Consider the following 15058-nt stretch of genomic DNA (forward strand, 5'->3'; position numbering starts at 1 on the left):
ATGGCGCTGCCGAAGATCCTCGCCCTCGACCTGGCCACCCGCTTGGGGTGGGCCTGCGGCTCTCCCGATGGGGAGCCGACCTATGGCTCGAAGCTCCTGCCTTCGACCGGGTCGGACATCGGGCGCTTCGGCGACGCCTACGACCAATGGATCCTCGACATGATCACGCTGGAAAGCCCGGCGCTGGTCGTGTTCGAGGCGCCGTTCGTCGGCGGCACCGGCAACGCGAACACGGCTCGCAAGCTGATGGGCCTGTGCTGGCAGACCGAGATCGCCTGCTACCGGCGGCAGATCCGCTGCATGGAGCACGGCAACACCAGCGTGAAGAAGATGTTCGCCGGCAACGGCCGCGCGGAGAAGCACGAGATGATCGCCGCGGCGCAGCGCCATGGCTGGAATCCGAAGGACGATCACGCGGCCGACGCCCTCGGCCTTTGGGCCTGCGCGGTGCACGAGAGGGCGCCCAAGTATTCGCGCCTGAAGCTCGGCGCCCTCGGCGCGGGGCGGGCCGCATGACCTGGCCATTCGGCACGCTGCAGCCCTTCGGCTTCGACATGCTGATGATCGACCCGCCGTGGGCCTTCGCGCTCCGCTCTGAAAAGGGCGAGGCGAAGAGTCCGCAGGCGCAGTACGCCTGCATGCCCCTCGACGCGATCAAGGCCCTGCCGGTGGCGCAGCTGGCCCGCGGCGACGCCTTCCTCTGGCTCTGGGCCACCAACCCGATGCTGCCGCAGGCGCTCGAGGTGATGGCCGCATGGGGCTTCACGTTCACCACCGCCGGCACGTGGGTGACGACCACCTCCGGCGGCAAGCTCGCGTTCGGCACCGGCTACGTGCTGCGCAGCGCCTCCGAGCCCTTCCTGATCGGCAAGTTCGGCCGGCCGCGCGCTGGGCGATCCGTGCGCAGCGTGATCATGGCGCCGGCTCGCGAGCACAGCCGCAAGCCGGATGAGGCCTACGCCGCGGCCGAGGCACTGCTGCCGGACGCACTGCGCCGGGCCGACCTTTTCTCGCGCGAGGCCCGTCCGGGCTGGGAGGCCTGGGGCCACGAGGTCGGCAAGTTCGACCGGCCCGGGTCCGTCCCCATGGCAGCGGAGTGACGCCCATGCGCTGGGTTCTCGCCCGATCCGGAACGGTCCTCTACCGCGGCAGCCGCGAAGACGTGCTGACCGCCGCCGAGCGCTACGGCCTCGTGTGTCACGTCGTGCCGGAGGTGCGGGCCCCGAAGCCCGGCCGCGGCTTCTACGACGACGGCGCCGGGATCCCGCCGCGCCTGATGCAGAACGCCGTGATCTTGCCGGAGGAGATGCTGCCGGCCCGGCTCCGGAGGCGCGCAGCATGAGCCGAGACCCCGACAACGTCGTGGCGTTCCGCACGCCTGCCGACCAGGCCGCGCCGCCACACAACACCGAGGTGGAGCAAGCGCTGCTCGGCCTGGCGATGATGCGGCCCGAGGTGGTGCCGGCGATCGCGCAGATCGTGCGTCCGGAGCATTTCTTCTTCGCCGACCACCAGGAGGTGTTCGCCTGCATCGAGTCGCTGGTGGCCGCCGGCTGCCCGCCCACGCCGATCGCGGTGAAGGGTTACCTGCAGCGGCCGCAGATCGGCGACCGCCCGGCCCTAGCCTACCTCGCCGCCTGTGCCGGCGACACGATGGGCCTCGACGCTACCGGCTACGCCGCGATCGTCCGGGACCTGGCCTCGAAGCGCTCGCTGCTCGGGGTGGCCGAGAAGCTGACCGAGATGGTGCGCACGTCGCCCCCCGGCACGGCCGCCCAGGCGATCATCGATGAGACCGAGCAGGCGCTGCTCGATGTCCGCGCCATCGTCCCGCAGGCGCACCTCGCAGGCCAGTCCGCGCCGGAGGCCAGCCGCTGGATGCTCGATCGCATCAACCAGCTGAGGACCGGCCAAATGGAATCCACCGCGATCTCGACGGGGCTGTCCGAGCTCGACCGGGTCACGAATGGCGGCTTCCAGCGCGGGCAGCTCTGGCTGCTCGCGGGCCGGCCGGGCATGGGCAAGACGGTCGCAATGACGACACTGTCCCGGCTCGCCGCGCGCGAGGCTGGCGTGCTCGTCTACCAGTGCGAAGTGACCCGGGATCAGCAGATCGCCCGGTATCTGTCCGATCTCTCGTACGTCCACAACCGGCCGCTCACGTTCGGCAAGATCATGGCCGGCGTCGAGATCGACGACGAGGAGGCCTGGAGGATCGAGCAGGCTGCGGCCAGCTTCGACAAGCTCCACCTGCGCCTGGAATGCGAGCCTGGCGTCACGGTCGCGCAGATCGCGTTCGGGGTGAAAGCGGAGAAGCGGCGGCTGGCCAAGATCGGCGTGCGCCTCGGCGTCGTGTTCGTCGACTACCTGAAATTCATCAAGGTCTCGGACCGCTACCAGGGCCAGCGCGTGCTGGAGATCGGCGAGATCTCGGGCGCCCTGAAGCAGCTGGCGAAGGCCGAGGACATCTGCGTCGTCCTGCTCGCTCAGCTGAACCGCGGGGTCGAGAAGCAGGAGCGCGAGGATCGTCGGCCCACCCCGGCCGACCTCCGGGATTCGGGCGAGCTGGAGCAGGACGCCGACGCGGTCCTGCTGCTCTTCCGCGAGGCCGTCTACGTCGAGCGCAAGATGAAGGCGTCGCCCACGCCGGAGCTCGCTGATCGCATGATGCAGGTCCAGCACAAGCTCGAACTGATCCTCGGCAAGAACCGATCCGGGCCGCCCGTCACGCTGCCCCTTTGGTGCGACGTCGCCCATTCCGCCATCGCTCAGACATCGAGAGGGGGCTTCTGATGGCCCGAATCCGCACGATCAAACCCGAGTTCTGGACCGACGAGAAGATCGTCCAGCTGCCGTTCTCGGCCAGGTTGGTGTTCATCGGCCTCTGGAACTTCGCCGACGACGATGGGCGGATCCGCGATGAGCCGGATCGACTGCGTATGCAGATCATGCCGGGCGATCCCGTCGACATGGAACTGGCTCTCGACGTGTTGGTGGCCGCCGAACTGATCGAGCGCTGGTACGGCGACGATGGGTCGGTGGTGCTGGTGATTCCCGGCTTCGGCCGGCACCAACTCATCTCGCACAAGTCGAAGTCGAAGCTCCCGCTGGATGCCTATCGCAAGGCGGTGATCCCAGTCGCGGCGCGGCGTCAGGTGGCGCAGAAATACGGGTGCACGCCCGGCAACGAAAACCATCCGGCGGAATGCTACTTCTGCGGCGCGCCAGGCTCGATCTTCTGGCCGAAACGGTCCGACGGAAAGCCCAGCTACTGGGTCGCGTTCTCCGGGCTCGAACTTGACCACTTTACTCCGGAGCACTCCGGAGGAGTGACGGACGGTAAAAACCTCGTTCTTTCATGTAGATCGTGCAATCGCTCACGCGGCCACGGCAACCCTCACGACTTTTTCCCGGGCAACTCCGGAGGCCTCCGGAATCCTCCCTCTGGAAGGGAAGGGAATGGAAAGGAGGGGAATAGAAAAGATCCTAAGCCCGCCGCCGCAGAACCTCACCCCACGCGACAGCAGGTCGAAACGTCGGCTGCTCAGCCCGCCTCGAAGGTCGAGCCGGCGGCGGGGCCGAGCCTGGCCGAGGGCTGGAACACCCGGGCCAACTTCGACCGGGTCGAGGCCCGGGTGCGCTCAGCCCTCGACGGCGGCCCCCAGGATCTCCGGATCGGCCCGATCGCCAAGCTGGAGGCCGACGGGCTCGACCTAGAGGCCGAGATCGTGCCGGCCCTGCTGGACATCGCCGCCTCGTCCCGAATCCCGATTCGGACCTGGACGGTCTACGCCGACCGGGTCGCCGAGCGGGTAGCGGCGCAGCGGCAGAGCCGTGTCGCCCAGGGTCTGGCCGCAGTGCCGGCAGCCCCAACGCCCGCCGAGGACCTCGTCGACCTCGGCGTCTCGGGACAGTGGCCCGAGCCGACCCTGCGGAAGTGGATCGAGCGGTTTCGCCAAGACGCCGGCAGCTGGTCGGAGGCCGTGTTCGGCCCGCCCCCGGGCCAGCCTGGATGCCGGATTCCGTCTCGGCTGCTGCTTGAGGCGGCGTGATGGTCCGCCACCGGCGCATCTCCGGCTCCGCCCTGCGCTGGGAGCGCATGCACCGGGATGCCGCGAAGGCGCTGGCCGCACAGGCGGCGGAGGCCATGGCGGCAGGCCGCGCGACACCCCCCTCTCCTGCGGCGGGAGAGGGGTCGAGGCCGGACGCGCAAGCCGCGCGAACGGGGTCGGGTTCGACTGGAGCGTAGCGTGGGTCGCCAACGGAACCAGAGGCAACGCCTGAAGAGAAAGCTCGAAGCCGAGCGTGCGCACAAAGTGTTCATGCGCCGTGGAGAGATCTTGGAAGAAGAGCGCGCTCAGCGCGACGAGGCCGATGCGGCGAAGACTGAAGAAGCCAAGGCCGAGCCCACCGAAAGCCCGCAGGAGCGGCACGATCGGGAGCGGCGGCAGCGTGAGGAGGAACGCATCGCCGCCCGGCGGGCCGAGCACGACCTGCCACCCGGCAAGCAGTGGGCCATGGTGCAGGCCTGCGTCGGCCATACCGGCGAGCTGTGCGAGAAGCTCCGGAACGCCGGCATTCCGTTCTTCCGGCCCCGGGACGAGATCGAGCAGCGCCTCGCCTCGGGCCGGATCCGCCGCATCCGCATGCCGCTGTTCGACCACACGGTGTTCGTGGGGCTGGAGCAGCGTGGCCAGCTGGAGCGCCTGGCCGTCGAGCATCCCTGGCTGATGGAGCGCCGGGTCTACGGCACCATGCCGGGACTGCGCCACGATCGCGCGTTCGCTTGGGACGTCGAGCGGATCGCGTACTGCGAGTCGATCCTGGATGAGAACGGCGAGCCACGGCCTGCCCCCGTCATCGTCCCGGTGACCGTGCCGGACGAGGAGATGCGCAGGTTCGCGGACGTCCTGATCGGGTCGGCCCCGACGATCGACGACCTCGACCGTATCGAGATCGGCGAGGCGGTGCGGGTGGTCGACGGCCCGTTCGCCAGCTTCGACGGCCTGATCGAGGAGGCCGACGTGGCGCGCGATCGCTACAAGGTCGCAGTCAGCATCTTCGGCCGGGCCACGCCTGTCGAGCTGGAGCGGCAGCAGTTCGAGCGGGTGTAAGCTTAGGGATTGGGTTGACCGACAAGTTATGGCAGATGAAAGCTATCTAGCCGTCCTGGGATGCTGAGAATTTCAGACCTGGACAGGTAGATTGTTCACGCTGAGAATGGTGCGGCATGGCTGATAAAACGAAGCGCGATCTGGATGATTTGGAATGGCTTGTTGAACAGAGGGCAAGGAACCAGAATTCTTCTTTAAGTCTCTACAAGCTATATATTGAATATCAAACCGAACTGAGTGACGATGTCGTTTGTGGCAGGTTGTTTCGCGCATTGATCGGCGTAAATTTTTCTTTGTGGCGCTCTGTTTTTCTCAGCGATGTAGACAAAACAGCTGGTCTGCTTGAGCGAGACGCAGAAATATTCCTAGTCAATCTCATCGAGAATAATGCCGTAGGTTACTCACAGGACAGGGCATCTAACTATTGGACGTTTAGATATTACGTATCCGCAGCCAGAGATATTTTGCGACGCAAGCGGAAAGAAACAAAGGATTTAGAAATTATACCTAAGCTGCCCAAAGAAAATCCATCAGGCAGTGCGCATGATTGGTGGGAATTGCACCAAACCGTATTGGATACGACAATCGCTAACTTCACGAGGCACCTTAGCGCTGCTCGCACCAGTGCGAGTGACGACGGCTAAAGCAATGCAACCGCTGCCGTTCGAATTGCCGCTTGACTCGATAAGCTGCTTCTGAATCTATGCGTCCCGCATCGCACGCGGTGCCGGACGACCGCCCCCTTCTTGTACTCCCCGGTGAGCTGGGTTGACGGACAAGAGGCTGGGTGACCCGGAGGGCGGTTTCTGACCCCCTCTTTGCTACGACTCTGCCCGCGCCAAACGTGACCGCACCAGTTCGGTCGCCGCGCCGGCAGTCCCATTGCCCTTGAGGAAGACGGACGGGCGGACGTCCACCTGGCTGTAACCCAGGCGCCTTTGGCATGGCGGGTTCGAGCCCTGCCTTCCTCACCACCAGCGCACGGACCTCGCATGCTCGACTGGATCGGCCGAGGCCGCCGCATTGAGCGCAAGCTCGACGCTCTGCTGAGGTTGAGCATCACTCACGACCGGGAGACAGCCATGGCCCAGCAGACGTTGCAGGATCTCATCGACCAGGTGCACGCCAACACCGCCGTGGAGGCCGCCGCCGCCGCCGCGATCACCGGGCTGATCGGCCGTCTCGAGCAGGCCAACTCCATCGGCGACGGCGCGCAGTTCGCCTCGATCATCGCCGAGATGAAGGCCGCGGCCTCGACCCTCGCTGCCGCGATCCCGGCCAACACCGCCGTCGCGCAGGATCCGGCGCCGGCTGAGACCGAGCAGCAGACCGGCGACCAGGGCGCGCAGCAGTAATCCAGATCAGCGCGAGCGTCGGGCCGGCGCGCCTGGGAAGCGTCCGATCCGCCAGCGCTGAATGATCAGAGGCCGCCATGTGCCCTCGGCCGGTAGAGAGCAATCACCCGGCGGGGTGAGCGCTGGGCTGGAACGCCTGGCACCCAAATGCAGAGGCTGCCATGAACACCAGTGCATTCATCCGCCACCTGTCGGACGACATCCGCACCCGCTTCCCGGACAAGTCCGTGTTTTAGGTAGTCGGTGACGTCGAGAAGCTGATCGAGCGCCTAGTGCAGGCGGCCGGCACCGCGCCGCAGGCTGAAGCCACAGCGCGGACATCCGCTTCAGAGTGATCGTCTGTCGATCGCACCTAAGGCAAGGCTGGCGCAGCGTTTAATTGCTTAATTGCCTATTATTTGTATTTTTGCGCCAATTCGTTGTATTTCATCGACACGAGAAGTTTATCCTCGTCAATACTGATGTTCGACGCTGCCCGAACGCCAATTGCGCCCGGCATCTTGATTAGACCGCAGCTTAAGTCGCTCGGGTCCAGATCTGTCACGATTACTCGGGAAGAACATAAACCACCCACGGTCGCGATATTATATGTGCGGCTTATATATGCTTCTACCATGAATTGGCTGTCGTCTGGCGTCGGGTCGGATGAGTAACCCGCTGCCCGAGCTTTTGCGGCGGACTGAGCCCCTGCATCGTTCGCCAGAATCAGCGACGTAAACCTAGAAGCATCGCAAGTCCCACCTCCGGATTTCCCGCACTCGCGGATCAGTTGAATCAACCGCATATTCTCGGGATTGAGGTCCGCATCTTTAGCGGCTTTCTGCAATTTCACGAGCTCAACGGTCTCGGCGTTGATCAGCTTCCGATTCCGCAGGGCTTCCAAATTCTGAGAGACCGCAGCTTCGAGGTTAGAGAATAACGCCGATGACAAAGCGTCTTTTGTCACAATCGCCCTGTTGAGTGTCTTTTCAAAACTATATCCAACGTCGCTTTCGATTGCGAATTTGTAGGTATTGACAATATTTTCTGCTGCAGTGCTGTCAGCAGATCCTGCTGTCCGAGCCCGCTTTTCGAAAGCGTTGAAGAATTTTTCCACCGTGACCTGGTCGAGGGGCATCGCCTTGTCCTCGGCGCCCCACCACGCGATTGAGGTTACGGCGAGTGCGCATAAAGTTTTGGCTATCGAAAGCGACATAAAAGACTCCAATACTGACTGCGCTTATCATTCGACTGGGTAGAAACTTTGCTATAAGAGACAGAAGCTTTCCAAACAGACAGAGCCAGTTCTGCTGGCGCACTATTCGAACCTCCACCTAGAATGCTTAATCAATGCAAACCCCTGCGCTCCTATTCGCAGCTTAACTTGATGATGCAACTTGAGCGTCGCAGCAATCACCGAAAGTGACCTCTGATCACGCGACCGTGAGGTGTGGCGTCGCTGCAACCACTGGGCGAAGCCGCCCAAGAGGGGGGGCGACCCTCCTTCTCGGCCCTTCGACTTCCACCCTCCCGCCCTGCGCGGGTGAACACACCCCCACCGCACGAGGTGCCCATGTCGATCCTGATGTCCTCGGACAACCCGACCGGCGCGAAGCTGGAAGAGCACCTGGCCCAGCTGATCGCCGAGATCGAGGCCAAGTGCCGGAAGATCGAGGGGGACCAGCGGTCTGAGGCGCAGACGGTGCTGCACAACAACCGTGAGATCATCGGCCATCTGAAGCTGGCGCTCCGTCATCAGGAGCACAGCCAGGCCGTGCTGGCAGCCATGGCCCCGGATCAGGGCCCCACAGGCAAGCCCCGCATTGGCGTAGGCTCCTGAGCCCGGGGCACGCCCCATGCCCACCCACGGCCCCCGTAAGCGATCCTGCGCGGTGATCAGATTGAACCGACCAGCCAGCAAGGGGTGGGGGGTGTCGATTAATCGATCCGGGCTTTCGGTTCAGGGGCGGATGCCAAACCGATTCTCGCGGACCAAAATCGAAAAAATCTGATGCCGCAGATCTTCCGAGCTCGGAATGGCGGGCGTCAGCCGACGCGACAGCGGGGCGCTCCGAGGACGCCGTATCGCGAGCGTGGGTACGATGCGCGGTGGGATCGGCGATCGAAGGCCTTTCGGCGCGAGCAGCCGTTCTGCCAGCGCTGCGAGGAGATCGGCCGGACGGTCCTCGGCACGGTAGTCGACCACAAGATGCCGGTGGCGGATGGCGGCGCGGTGCATTGCCCGGATGCCGGGCTGTGGACGCTCTGCCAGGCCTGCCACGGCTGGAAGGGTGAATTGGAGGCGGTGGCGCGGCGGACCGACCAGATGCACCTGATCGTGCGCTGGTGCGATGATCCGAGCGCCCGGCCGGTCATTCGCGGCGAGGTTCGGTATGGGGGCGGCTCGGAAGGCTGATGCCGGGCCCGCGCAGGTCGGCGGTGGTGATCCCCGCGTGGTTGCGCATCCGGCGTTCCGCGAGATCCCGCGGTCCCTGTTCCCGCTGACCAGCGCAGAGGCGCAGGCGGAATACGATGCACTCGCCCGGCTGCTGTTCGATGCGGGGCGGTTCACCGCCAACGCGCATCGCAGCCTGTCCAGCTACGCGATGCAGTTCGACACGATCACGCGGGCGGCCGCGAGCGGCAAGCAGGTGCGGGGCTCTTGGTTCGCGCAGCTGGACAAGGCCCGGAAGGAATTGGGGCTCGATGACCTCGACAGGCCGATCGCGGCCCCTCAAGGGGCGCGGGTCAACCGGTACGCGCGAACGGGTTTCGCGAACCGCCGCTGACCAGCGCTTCAAGCCGGTCGAGATCGAGATCGACGGCGCGATGCAGGCCTTCCCGGACTACGTCGGGATGGCCGTCTGGTATTGCGAGGAGGTGGCGGCAGGGCGCGTGCCGGCATGCGATGAGGAGCGGCAGGGCTGCCAGCGCTTCCTCGATATGCGCGCCCAGGCGCTGACCGGCCGGGCCGATTACGTCTGGTCGGACGCCCACGTGATCGACGTGTGCGACTTCGTCGGTAAGCTCCCGCACGTGAAGGCCTTCACCGGCCCGATCGTCCTTGAGCCGGTGCAGTGCTGGTATCTCGCCGGCATCTTCGGGTTCCGGGAGAAGGCCACGGGGCTGCGGTGGACTCGCACCGTGCGGGTGTGGATCCCGCGCAAGAACGCGAAGACGACGCTCTCGGCTGGGGTGGTGCTGTACTGCGCCAACTTCGAGGGCGAGGCCGGAGCCGACGTGGTGGTCTCGGCCGCCTCGGAGGACCAGGCCCGGATCCCCTACGACGTCATCCGCAAGATGCTCGGCAAGGACGAGGATCTGCGGGAGATGACCGGGGCCGTCGACATCAAGGACGGGTGCGAGTTCACGGTCTCGGGCGGCACGATCAAGCTGGCGCACGCCCGGGCGAAGAACCTCGACGGCTTCAACCCGCACGTCCTTCTGCAGGAGGAGCTGCACGCCCAGGACCAGGGCGTCATCGGCGTGCTGAAGACGGCGCAGGGGTCCCGCCAGGCGCCGCTCGATCTCGGCATCTCTACGGCGGGCCGCGATGTGAACGCGCCGGCCTACGACGATTGGAAGGTGTGCCGGCAGGTGCTCGCCGGTCGGCTCAGCGCGCCGCGCATGTTCATCGCGATGTACGCGGGCTCGGAGGTGGACCGGGATCGGTGCTTCGACCCCGCCACCGTCGAGAAGCTCAACCCGATGTGGGGCGTCTCGCTGAACCCCACCTCGATCGAGGAAGAGGCGTTCGAGGGCCGCAAGTCGGAATCGAAGCGGCAGGAGTATCTGAGGACCCGGATCAACTTCTGGTCCCGGGCGGCCGGCAACCTCGTCTCGCTGGAGGCGTGGGAGCGCTGCGCGGATCCGAAGCTGAAGCTCGACGTGTTGAAGGGCTTCCCGCTCTACGTCGGAATCGACCTCGCGAGCCGCTCGGATCTGAACGCGGCGGCCTACATGGTGAAGGCCGGGGACCGGGTCTATTCGACCGCCGATTACTGGCTGCCCGCGAAGTGCGATCGCCTGAAGGATGACCGCTTCGCCGATGCGTTCTTGGCCTGGCATCGCCAGGGATGGCTGCAGCTGACGCCCGGGTCGTTCATCGATTACCGGGTGATCCTGAAGCAGATCCTTGCGACGCTGGACGGGCACAATGTCGTCGGGGTCGGCCTCGACGACTACCAGGCCAACCTGATGGCCTCGGAGATCGAGGCGGCCGGCTACCGGGTCTTCATCATCCAGAAGAACGCCCGGAACCTGACAGCGGCCACCGACGACCTCGTGGCCCGGACCGCGGATCCAGAACTGTTCCAGCACGATGGCAACCCGGTCACCGCGTGGTGCGCCGGCAACGTGGTCGGCCATTACGACCAGAACGCCAACGTGCTGCCGAAGAAAGAGAAGCCCTGGTCGAAGGCCAACATCGACGGCTTCGACGCCCTGGTGGAGGCCAACGCGCTGCGCGTCGATCACGAGGCCGGCCAGCTCGGCTCAACCGCCAAGCGCGCCCCTGATGCGAACCCGTACCTGACGCGCGGCCTCGCCGGAGCATCTGCCTGATGAGCCAGACCGAAGCCGAGAAGTCCGAGACCCTGGCCAAGGCCGCGGGCGATGTGCCGGGCCCGCTCACCACCACGGATTCGGCCGGCTGGGATCAGTTCGAGTTCGGCTGGAACGACATCAGCGACTTCGTTGGGCTGGGCAGCCGGACGGCGCGCGGCGGCTTCCTGGGGCGCGATGCCGTCGGCATGGGGCTGGCTATCCAGTGCGCGGACCGGAAGGCGCAGGACATCGCCAAGGCCGAGATGCTGCTGTGGAAGCGCAAGGGCCGCGGCTGGACGATGGTCGAGCACAACCAGCATCCGGTCGCCCGGCTGCTGATGACCCGGCCGAACGAGCAGCACACCTGGACCGAGTTCTGGCGCATGATGATCATGCACTACGAGCTCGCCCAGAATGCCTACGCGCTGAAGCGCATCGCCACCGACGGCACGGTGCTCGAGCTGATCCCGATCTTGCCTGCGCGGTGCCGGGCGCGGATCGCCTACCCCAGCGGCAAGCTGTTCTACGAGATCTTCGCCGGCACGGAATACGAGCGGTCCGTCCTCGGCGACACGTACATGATCGTGCCGGCCGATCGCATGATCCACCTGCGCGGGCGGCTCTGGGATGGGCTCTACGGTCTGTCGAGCCTCGCCCTGGGCTCGCCCATCTTCGACCTAGTCTCGGCGATCTCCGAGTATCAGACCAACATCTTCGGCAACGACGGCAAGCAGCCGATCGTCTTCGAGACCGCCAAGGACTTCGGCGATGGCGCGCTGGCGGATGCCGCCTTCCGCCGGCTGAAGCAGCAGCTCACGGACCGGACCCGGAAGGCCAGCGCCAACGGTGACCCGATCCTGCTGGAAGCCGGACTGCAGGCCAAGGTGATCGCGCTGAACGCCCGCGACGGCCAGACCACGGAGAGTTTCAACCAGCAGGTCATGCGGATCTGCGGCCTGATGAACATGCCGCCGCATAAGATCTTCGCGCTGGAGGCGGTCGCCTACAACAACATGGCGGCGATGAACCGCCAGTATTACAGCGACTGCCTGCATCCGACGGCGCACGGCATCCAGGAGAAGTTCCGGAACGCGCTGTTCCCGATGGACGACTGGCCGATCTTCGGCCCGCAGTTCGACCAGGTCGCGCTCATGGCGACCGATCTGGATGCGCTCTCGAAGCTCGTCGACACGGCCATGAAGGACGGCCTGATGACTTTCGACGAGGCGCGCGAGGTCCTGCCGTTCCGGCTGAACCCGCTCGCCGGTGGCGGCGACCAGCGCATGGTCCCGGTGACCATGAGCCTGATCGGCCCGGACGGCGCGGTGATCCAGGCCGGCACCGGCCAGAACGCCACCCAGCCGGGCGCTGGCCAGAACGAGAGCCCCGACAACAACGCGGGCAAGGGCGCCGGTCTGCGCCTCGCCTACGACGCAGCAGGAGCAGCCTGATGGCCTCGGAGCGTGTCTCGATCGACGAATACCTCGGCTCGCGCGGCTACGGCGGCGTGGAGCGCAAGCACTTCGCCCGGGATTCTGGCGTGATCATCAAGGCGGCCCGCGTCCTCGAGAAGGCCCCGAAGTTCGACAAGGACGCGGGGACGATGCGCTTCGTCATGTCGGCGGAGATCGAGGATCGTGACCGCGACATCGTCGTGCAGGCCGGCCTGAACACCACCGAGTTCGAGAAGAACCCGGTCGCGCCTTGGTCGCACCGCGCCGGCGACCCACCGGTGGGCACGTGGTCGGACCTAGAGAAGACCCTCACCGGGCGGCCGAAGCGCACCGAGGGCACGCTCACCCTGGTGAAGGGCGAGCCTATGGCCGATCGCCTGGCCGTGCACTTCGAGGCCGGCAGCGTGCGCGCCTGCTCCATCGGCTTCATGCCCACCTCGATCGAGCGCCGTGAGGTGCCGGAGGATCAGCAGGGCAGCTACTTCTATCCGGGCTACATGATCCACGAGGCCGAGCTCTACGAATGCTCGCCGTGCACCGTCCCGGCCAACCCCGCCGCGCTGGCCAAGGCCGCGGCCGCGGGCGACGTCATGGCCCGGGAGATGATCGAGGAGGTGCTCGACACCTGGTCGATCGAGAAGGGCCTGATCGTGCCGCGCAAGGCGTTCGAGGACGCGCGCCGCGGCGCCGGGCCGACCAAGAGCACCATCGTGTTCGACGGCAAGACGTTCGAGGTGAAGGCCGGCGAGGACGGCGCGCCCGTGCTCGAGCCGGTGAAGCCGTCGAAGGCCGAGCGCGTGGTCGAGGCGATCGAGAAGGACGAGAGCCTCCTCGGTCGGGTCGCCAAAGCCCTCGGCTTGAAGGGCAAGACCGAGGCGGCGGATCCGAAGCCGGAAGAGGACGGCGAGAAGCCCGCGCCCGAGCCGACCCCTGAGCAGAAGGCGGCCGCCGGCATGGCAGCTGACCTGCCGGCGCTGATCGCCAAGCACGAGATCATCGAGGCCGACGCCCGCATGGCCGTCCTCGACACCGAGATGGGGCAGCACGTCCCCGCGTAATCCGCCCGCAGATAGCCGAGGCGGCAACCCGGTGGCGACCTGCGGGCGCGGCCACCTTTCCCAGGAGAGTGACGATGACCCTCGCTGAACTTCGCGAGAAGCTGAAGGCTGCCCGCGAGGCGGCCACCGCCGCCCGTGCGAAGGCCGTTGCCGACAACGCCACCGATGCCGACCGTACCGCCTACAAGGACGCGCTGACCGCAGCCGAGAAGGCGCTGGACATGGTCAAGGATGCCGAGCGGCAGGAGGCTCTCGACGCCTCCACCACCCGCTCAGCATCCGCCGCCGCTGGCACCGAGGTGCTGGAGCGGACCGCCGCCAACGATGGCCGCTTCGCCTTCGCCCAGCCGGCCGAGAAGATGAGCGTCCTTGACGAGGCCACGCTCATGGCCGCCGCCTCCGCCAAGAGCCGCGCCTTTCTCCAGGCCGGCATCGCCAAGTCGCCGATCGAGATCCTCGGCGAGGAGGGCTACGAGCGCTTCGTGAAGGACCTGAAGGACCGGGCCTCGGCGAACGCCGCCCGCCGGCGCGAGAAGACCAACACCACCCTGACCTCGCAGGACGGCGGCATCCTGCTGCCGACCCCGAACGCCAACACCATCATCGAGCTGCTGCGCGGCGAGAACACGTTCCTGGCGGCGAACCCGCGGCGCGTGCCTCTCATCGGCGGCCAGTTCAACCAGCCGCGCGGCGCGACCTCGTCCACCGCCGGCTACGTCGGCGAGGGCATGAAGAAGCCGGTCGGGTCGCCGACCTTCAACGGCATCTCCATGCGGTCGAAGAAGATCGCCGGCATCGTCATGGTGACGATGGAAGCGCTCAAGTGGTCGCTGCCCGACCTGCAGGCCTACATCCGTGACGACCTGCGCCGCACCCTGGCGCAGAACATGGACCTCGCCTGCTACTTCGGGGCCGGCTCGAACTACACCCCGCTCGGCATCCTCAATCGGCCGAACGTCAACGCCTTCGACGCCTCGGCCACCGGCGCGGCCGCGCTGTTCGCCAACCCGAAGGCGCCGACGGTGGCCGAGCTCGACCGGGTCGCCACCCGGATGATCCTGGCGATCACCGACGCCAACATCCCGGCGACCAATCGCTTCGCCTGGACGATGAACTACCACCTGATGCGCTACCTGGCGGACGCCCGGGGCGCCAACGGGCAGTACATCTACCCGGAGCTGAACAGCGACACCCCGACCTGGAAGGGCTTCCGGGTGCTGGTAACCACGCAGTTCCCCTCGAACGGCGGCGCCACCACCGACGAGTCCACCCTGGCGCTCGTCGACTGGAGCAACGTGCTCTACGGCGACGAGGAGGACATCACCGTCCGCACCTCGATAGAAGCCACCATCGACCCCGGCACCGGCTCGCTCGTCCACCTGTTCCAGCAGAACATGATGGCCGTGCTGATGGAGGCCCAGCACGACATCGCCCTGAACTACGACCAGGCGGTATCCGTCCTCCGTCACGCCCGCTGGGGCTCGCTGTCCGCCACCTGATCGGGGCGATGATCATGGGCCGCCGGAATGAGCCGGCGGCCCGCTGAGGTTCAG

The 15058-nt window shown here is 66.1% G+C and carries 15 protein-coding genes, 1 tRNA gene and 1 pseudogene; 16 read left to right on the forward strand and 1 reads right to left on the reverse strand.

Features of this window, described 5'->3' with window-relative positions; all coding sequences use genetic code 11:
* The 9 genes and pseudogenes from WYO_RS17720 (at position 1) to WYO_RS17750 (ending at position 6469) form a co-directional block, all read left to right on the forward strand.
* Entirely contained in the window at positions 1–516 is a 516-nt protein-coding gene (locus tag WYO_RS17720) for a hypothetical protein (protein WP_007564966.1), read from the forward strand.
* The gene (locus tag WYO_RS17725) at positions 513–1100 is read left to right on the forward strand and encodes an MT-A70 family methyltransferase (protein ID WP_007564968.1); all 588 of its coding nucleotides are present in this window, start codon (positions 513–515) and stop codon (positions 1098–1100) included. Before WYO_RS17720 ends, WYO_RS17725 begins: the two co-directional genes overlap by 4 nt.
* 5 nt (positions 1101–1105) lie before the next feature.
* The gene (locus WYO_RS17730) at positions 1106–1342 is read left to right on the forward strand and encodes a hypothetical protein (protein ID WP_007564970.1); all 237 of its coding nucleotides are present in this window, start codon (positions 1106–1108) and stop codon (positions 1340–1342) included.
* The gene (locus tag WYO_RS17735) at positions 1339–2793 is read left to right on the forward strand and encodes a DnaB-like helicase C-terminal domain-containing protein (protein ID WP_007564972.1); all 1455 of its coding nucleotides are present in this window, start codon (positions 1339–1341) and stop codon (positions 2791–2793) included. Before WYO_RS17730 ends, WYO_RS17735 begins: the two co-directional genes overlap by 4 nt.
* Complete coding sequence (locus tag WYO_RS29385; protein ID WP_007564975.1) at positions 2793–4052, forward strand: HNH endonuclease signature motif containing protein; 1260 nt, start codon at positions 2793–2795, stop codon at positions 4050–4052. Before WYO_RS17735 ends, WYO_RS29385 begins: the two co-directional genes overlap by 1 nt.
* Positions 4053–4952: 900 nt before the next feature.
* Positions 4953–5114, forward strand: a pseudogene (locus tag WYO_RS32470) (transcription termination/antitermination protein NusG); the annotation flags it as partial.
* A gap of 116 nt (positions 5115–5230) precedes the next feature.
* Positions 5231–5758 carry a hypothetical protein gene (locus tag WYO_RS31020; protein ID WP_128755039.1) on the forward strand — a complete coding sequence of 176 codons (528 nt, stop codon included), beginning with the start codon at positions 5231–5233 and terminating at the stop codon, positions 5756–5758.
* A 246-nt stretch (positions 5759–6004) separates the two neighbouring features.
* Positions 6005–6088: transfer RNA gene (locus tag WYO_RS31660), tRNA-Tyr, on the forward strand.
* Positions 6089–6196: 108 nt separating this feature from the next.
* A complete protein-coding gene (locus WYO_RS17750) occupies positions 6197–6469 on the forward strand; it encodes a hypothetical protein (protein WP_128755040.1) in 273 nt (90 codons plus the stop codon).
* Positions 6470–6863: 394 nt separating this feature from the next.
* On the opposite strand, the gene WYO_RS31025 is transcribed toward WYO_RS17750, so the two are convergent.
* On the reverse strand, positions 6864–7586 hold the full coding sequence (locus WYO_RS31025; RefSeq protein WP_128755041.1) for a hypothetical protein: 723 nt from the start codon (positions 7584–7586) through the stop codon (positions 6864–6866).
* Positions 7587–8021: 435 nt separating this feature from the next.
* On the opposite strand from WYO_RS31025, the gene WYO_RS17755 reads away from it, so the two are divergent.
* The 7 genes from WYO_RS17755 (at position 8022) to WYO_RS17785 (ending at position 15004) form a co-directional block, all read left to right on the forward strand.
* The gene (locus WYO_RS17755; protein ID WP_007564983.1) at positions 8022–8288 is read left to right on the forward strand and encodes a hypothetical protein; all 267 of its coding nucleotides are present in this window, start codon (positions 8022–8024) and stop codon (positions 8286–8288) included.
* A 369-nt stretch (positions 8289–8657) separates the two neighbouring features.
* Entirely contained in the window at positions 8658–8864 is a 207-nt protein-coding gene (locus WYO_RS31030) for a hypothetical protein (protein WP_128755042.1), read from the forward strand.
* Between the two features lie 37 nt (positions 8865–8901).
* Positions 8902–9237 carry a hypothetical protein gene (locus tag WYO_RS31665; RefSeq protein ID WP_039903242.1) on the forward strand — a complete coding sequence of 112 codons (336 nt, stop codon included), beginning with the start codon at positions 8902–8904 and terminating at the stop codon, positions 9235–9237.
* Positions 9238–9277: 40 nt separating this feature from the next.
* A complete protein-coding gene (locus WYO_RS17770) occupies positions 9278–11011 on the forward strand; it encodes a terminase TerL endonuclease subunit (RefSeq protein ID WP_007564990.1) in 1734 nt (577 codons plus the stop codon).
* Positions 11011–12444, forward strand: coding sequence for a phage portal protein (locus WYO_RS17775; protein WP_007564992.1), 1434 nt, complete (start codon positions 11011–11013; stop codon positions 12442–12444). The genes WYO_RS17770 and WYO_RS17775 overlap by 1 nt, the downstream gene beginning before the upstream one ends.
* Complete coding sequence (locus WYO_RS17780; protein ID WP_007564994.1) at positions 12444–13505, forward strand: HK97 family phage prohead protease; 1062 nt, start codon at positions 12444–12446, stop codon at positions 13503–13505. Before WYO_RS17775 ends, WYO_RS17780 begins: the two co-directional genes overlap by 1 nt.
* A 74-nt stretch (positions 13506–13579) precedes the next feature.
* A complete protein-coding gene (locus WYO_RS17785; RefSeq protein ID WP_007564996.1) occupies positions 13580–15004 on the forward strand; it encodes a phage major capsid protein in 1425 nt (474 codons plus the stop codon).
* Positions 15005–15058 lie beyond the last annotated feature (54 nt).

Source organism: Methylobacterium sp. GXF4 (genome assembly GCF_000272495.1).
Lineage (GTDB): Bacteria > Pseudomonadota > Alphaproteobacteria > Rhizobiales > Beijerinckiaceae > Methylobacterium > Methylobacterium brachiatum.

Bases quoted from the DNA above. Each gene is read 5' to 3' on its own strand.
- WYO_RS17725 (WP_007564968.1), top strand. From the start codon at position 513: ATGACCTGGCCATTCGGCACGCTGCAGCCCTTCGGCTTCGACATGCTG.
- WYO_RS17720 (WP_007564966.1), top strand. From the start codon at position 1: ATGGCGCTGCCGAAGATCCTCGCCCTCGACCTGGCCACCCGCTTGGGG.
- WYO_RS17755 (WP_007564983.1), top strand. From the start codon at position 8,022: ATGTCGATCCTGATGTCCTCGGACAACCCGACCGGCGCGAAGCTGGAA.
- WYO_RS17770 (WP_007564990.1), top strand. From the start codon at position 9,278: ATGCAGGCCTTCCCGGACTACGTCGGGATGGCCGTCTGGTATTGCGAG.
- WYO_RS17735 (WP_007564972.1), top strand. From the start codon at position 1,339: ATGAGCCGAGACCCCGACAACGTCGTGGCGTTCCGCACGCCTGCCGAC.
- WYO_RS31030 (WP_128755042.1), top strand. From the start codon at position 8,658: ATGCCGGTGGCGGATGGCGGCGCGGTGCATTGCCCGGATGCCGGGCTG.
- WYO_RS17750 (WP_128755040.1), top strand. From the start codon at position 6,197: ATGGCCCAGCAGACGTTGCAGGATCTCATCGACCAGGTGCACGCCAAC.
- WYO_RS17775 (WP_007564992.1), top strand. From the start codon at position 11,011: ATGAGCCAGACCGAAGCCGAGAAGTCCGAGACCCTGGCCAAGGCCGCG.
- WYO_RS17785 (WP_007564996.1), top strand. From the start codon at position 13,580: ATGACCCTCGCTGAACTTCGCGAGAAGCTGAAGGCTGCCCGCGAGGCG.
- WYO_RS17780 (WP_007564994.1), top strand. From the start codon at position 12,444: ATGGCCTCGGAGCGTGTCTCGATCGACGAATACCTCGGCTCGCGCGGC.
- WYO_RS17730 (WP_007564970.1), top strand. From the start codon at position 1,106: ATGCGCTGGGTTCTCGCCCGATCCGGAACGGTCCTCTACCGCGGCAGC.
- WYO_RS31020 (WP_128755039.1), top strand. From the start codon at position 5,231: ATGGCTGATAAAACGAAGCGCGATCTGGATGATTTGGAATGGCTTGTT.
- WYO_RS29385 (WP_007564975.1), top strand. From the start codon at position 2,793: ATGGCCCGAATCCGCACGATCAAACCCGAGTTCTGGACCGACGAGAAG.
- WYO_RS31025 (WP_128755041.1), bottom strand. From the start codon at position 7,586: ATGCCCCTCGACCAGGTCACGGTGGAAAAATTCTTCAACGCTTTCGAA.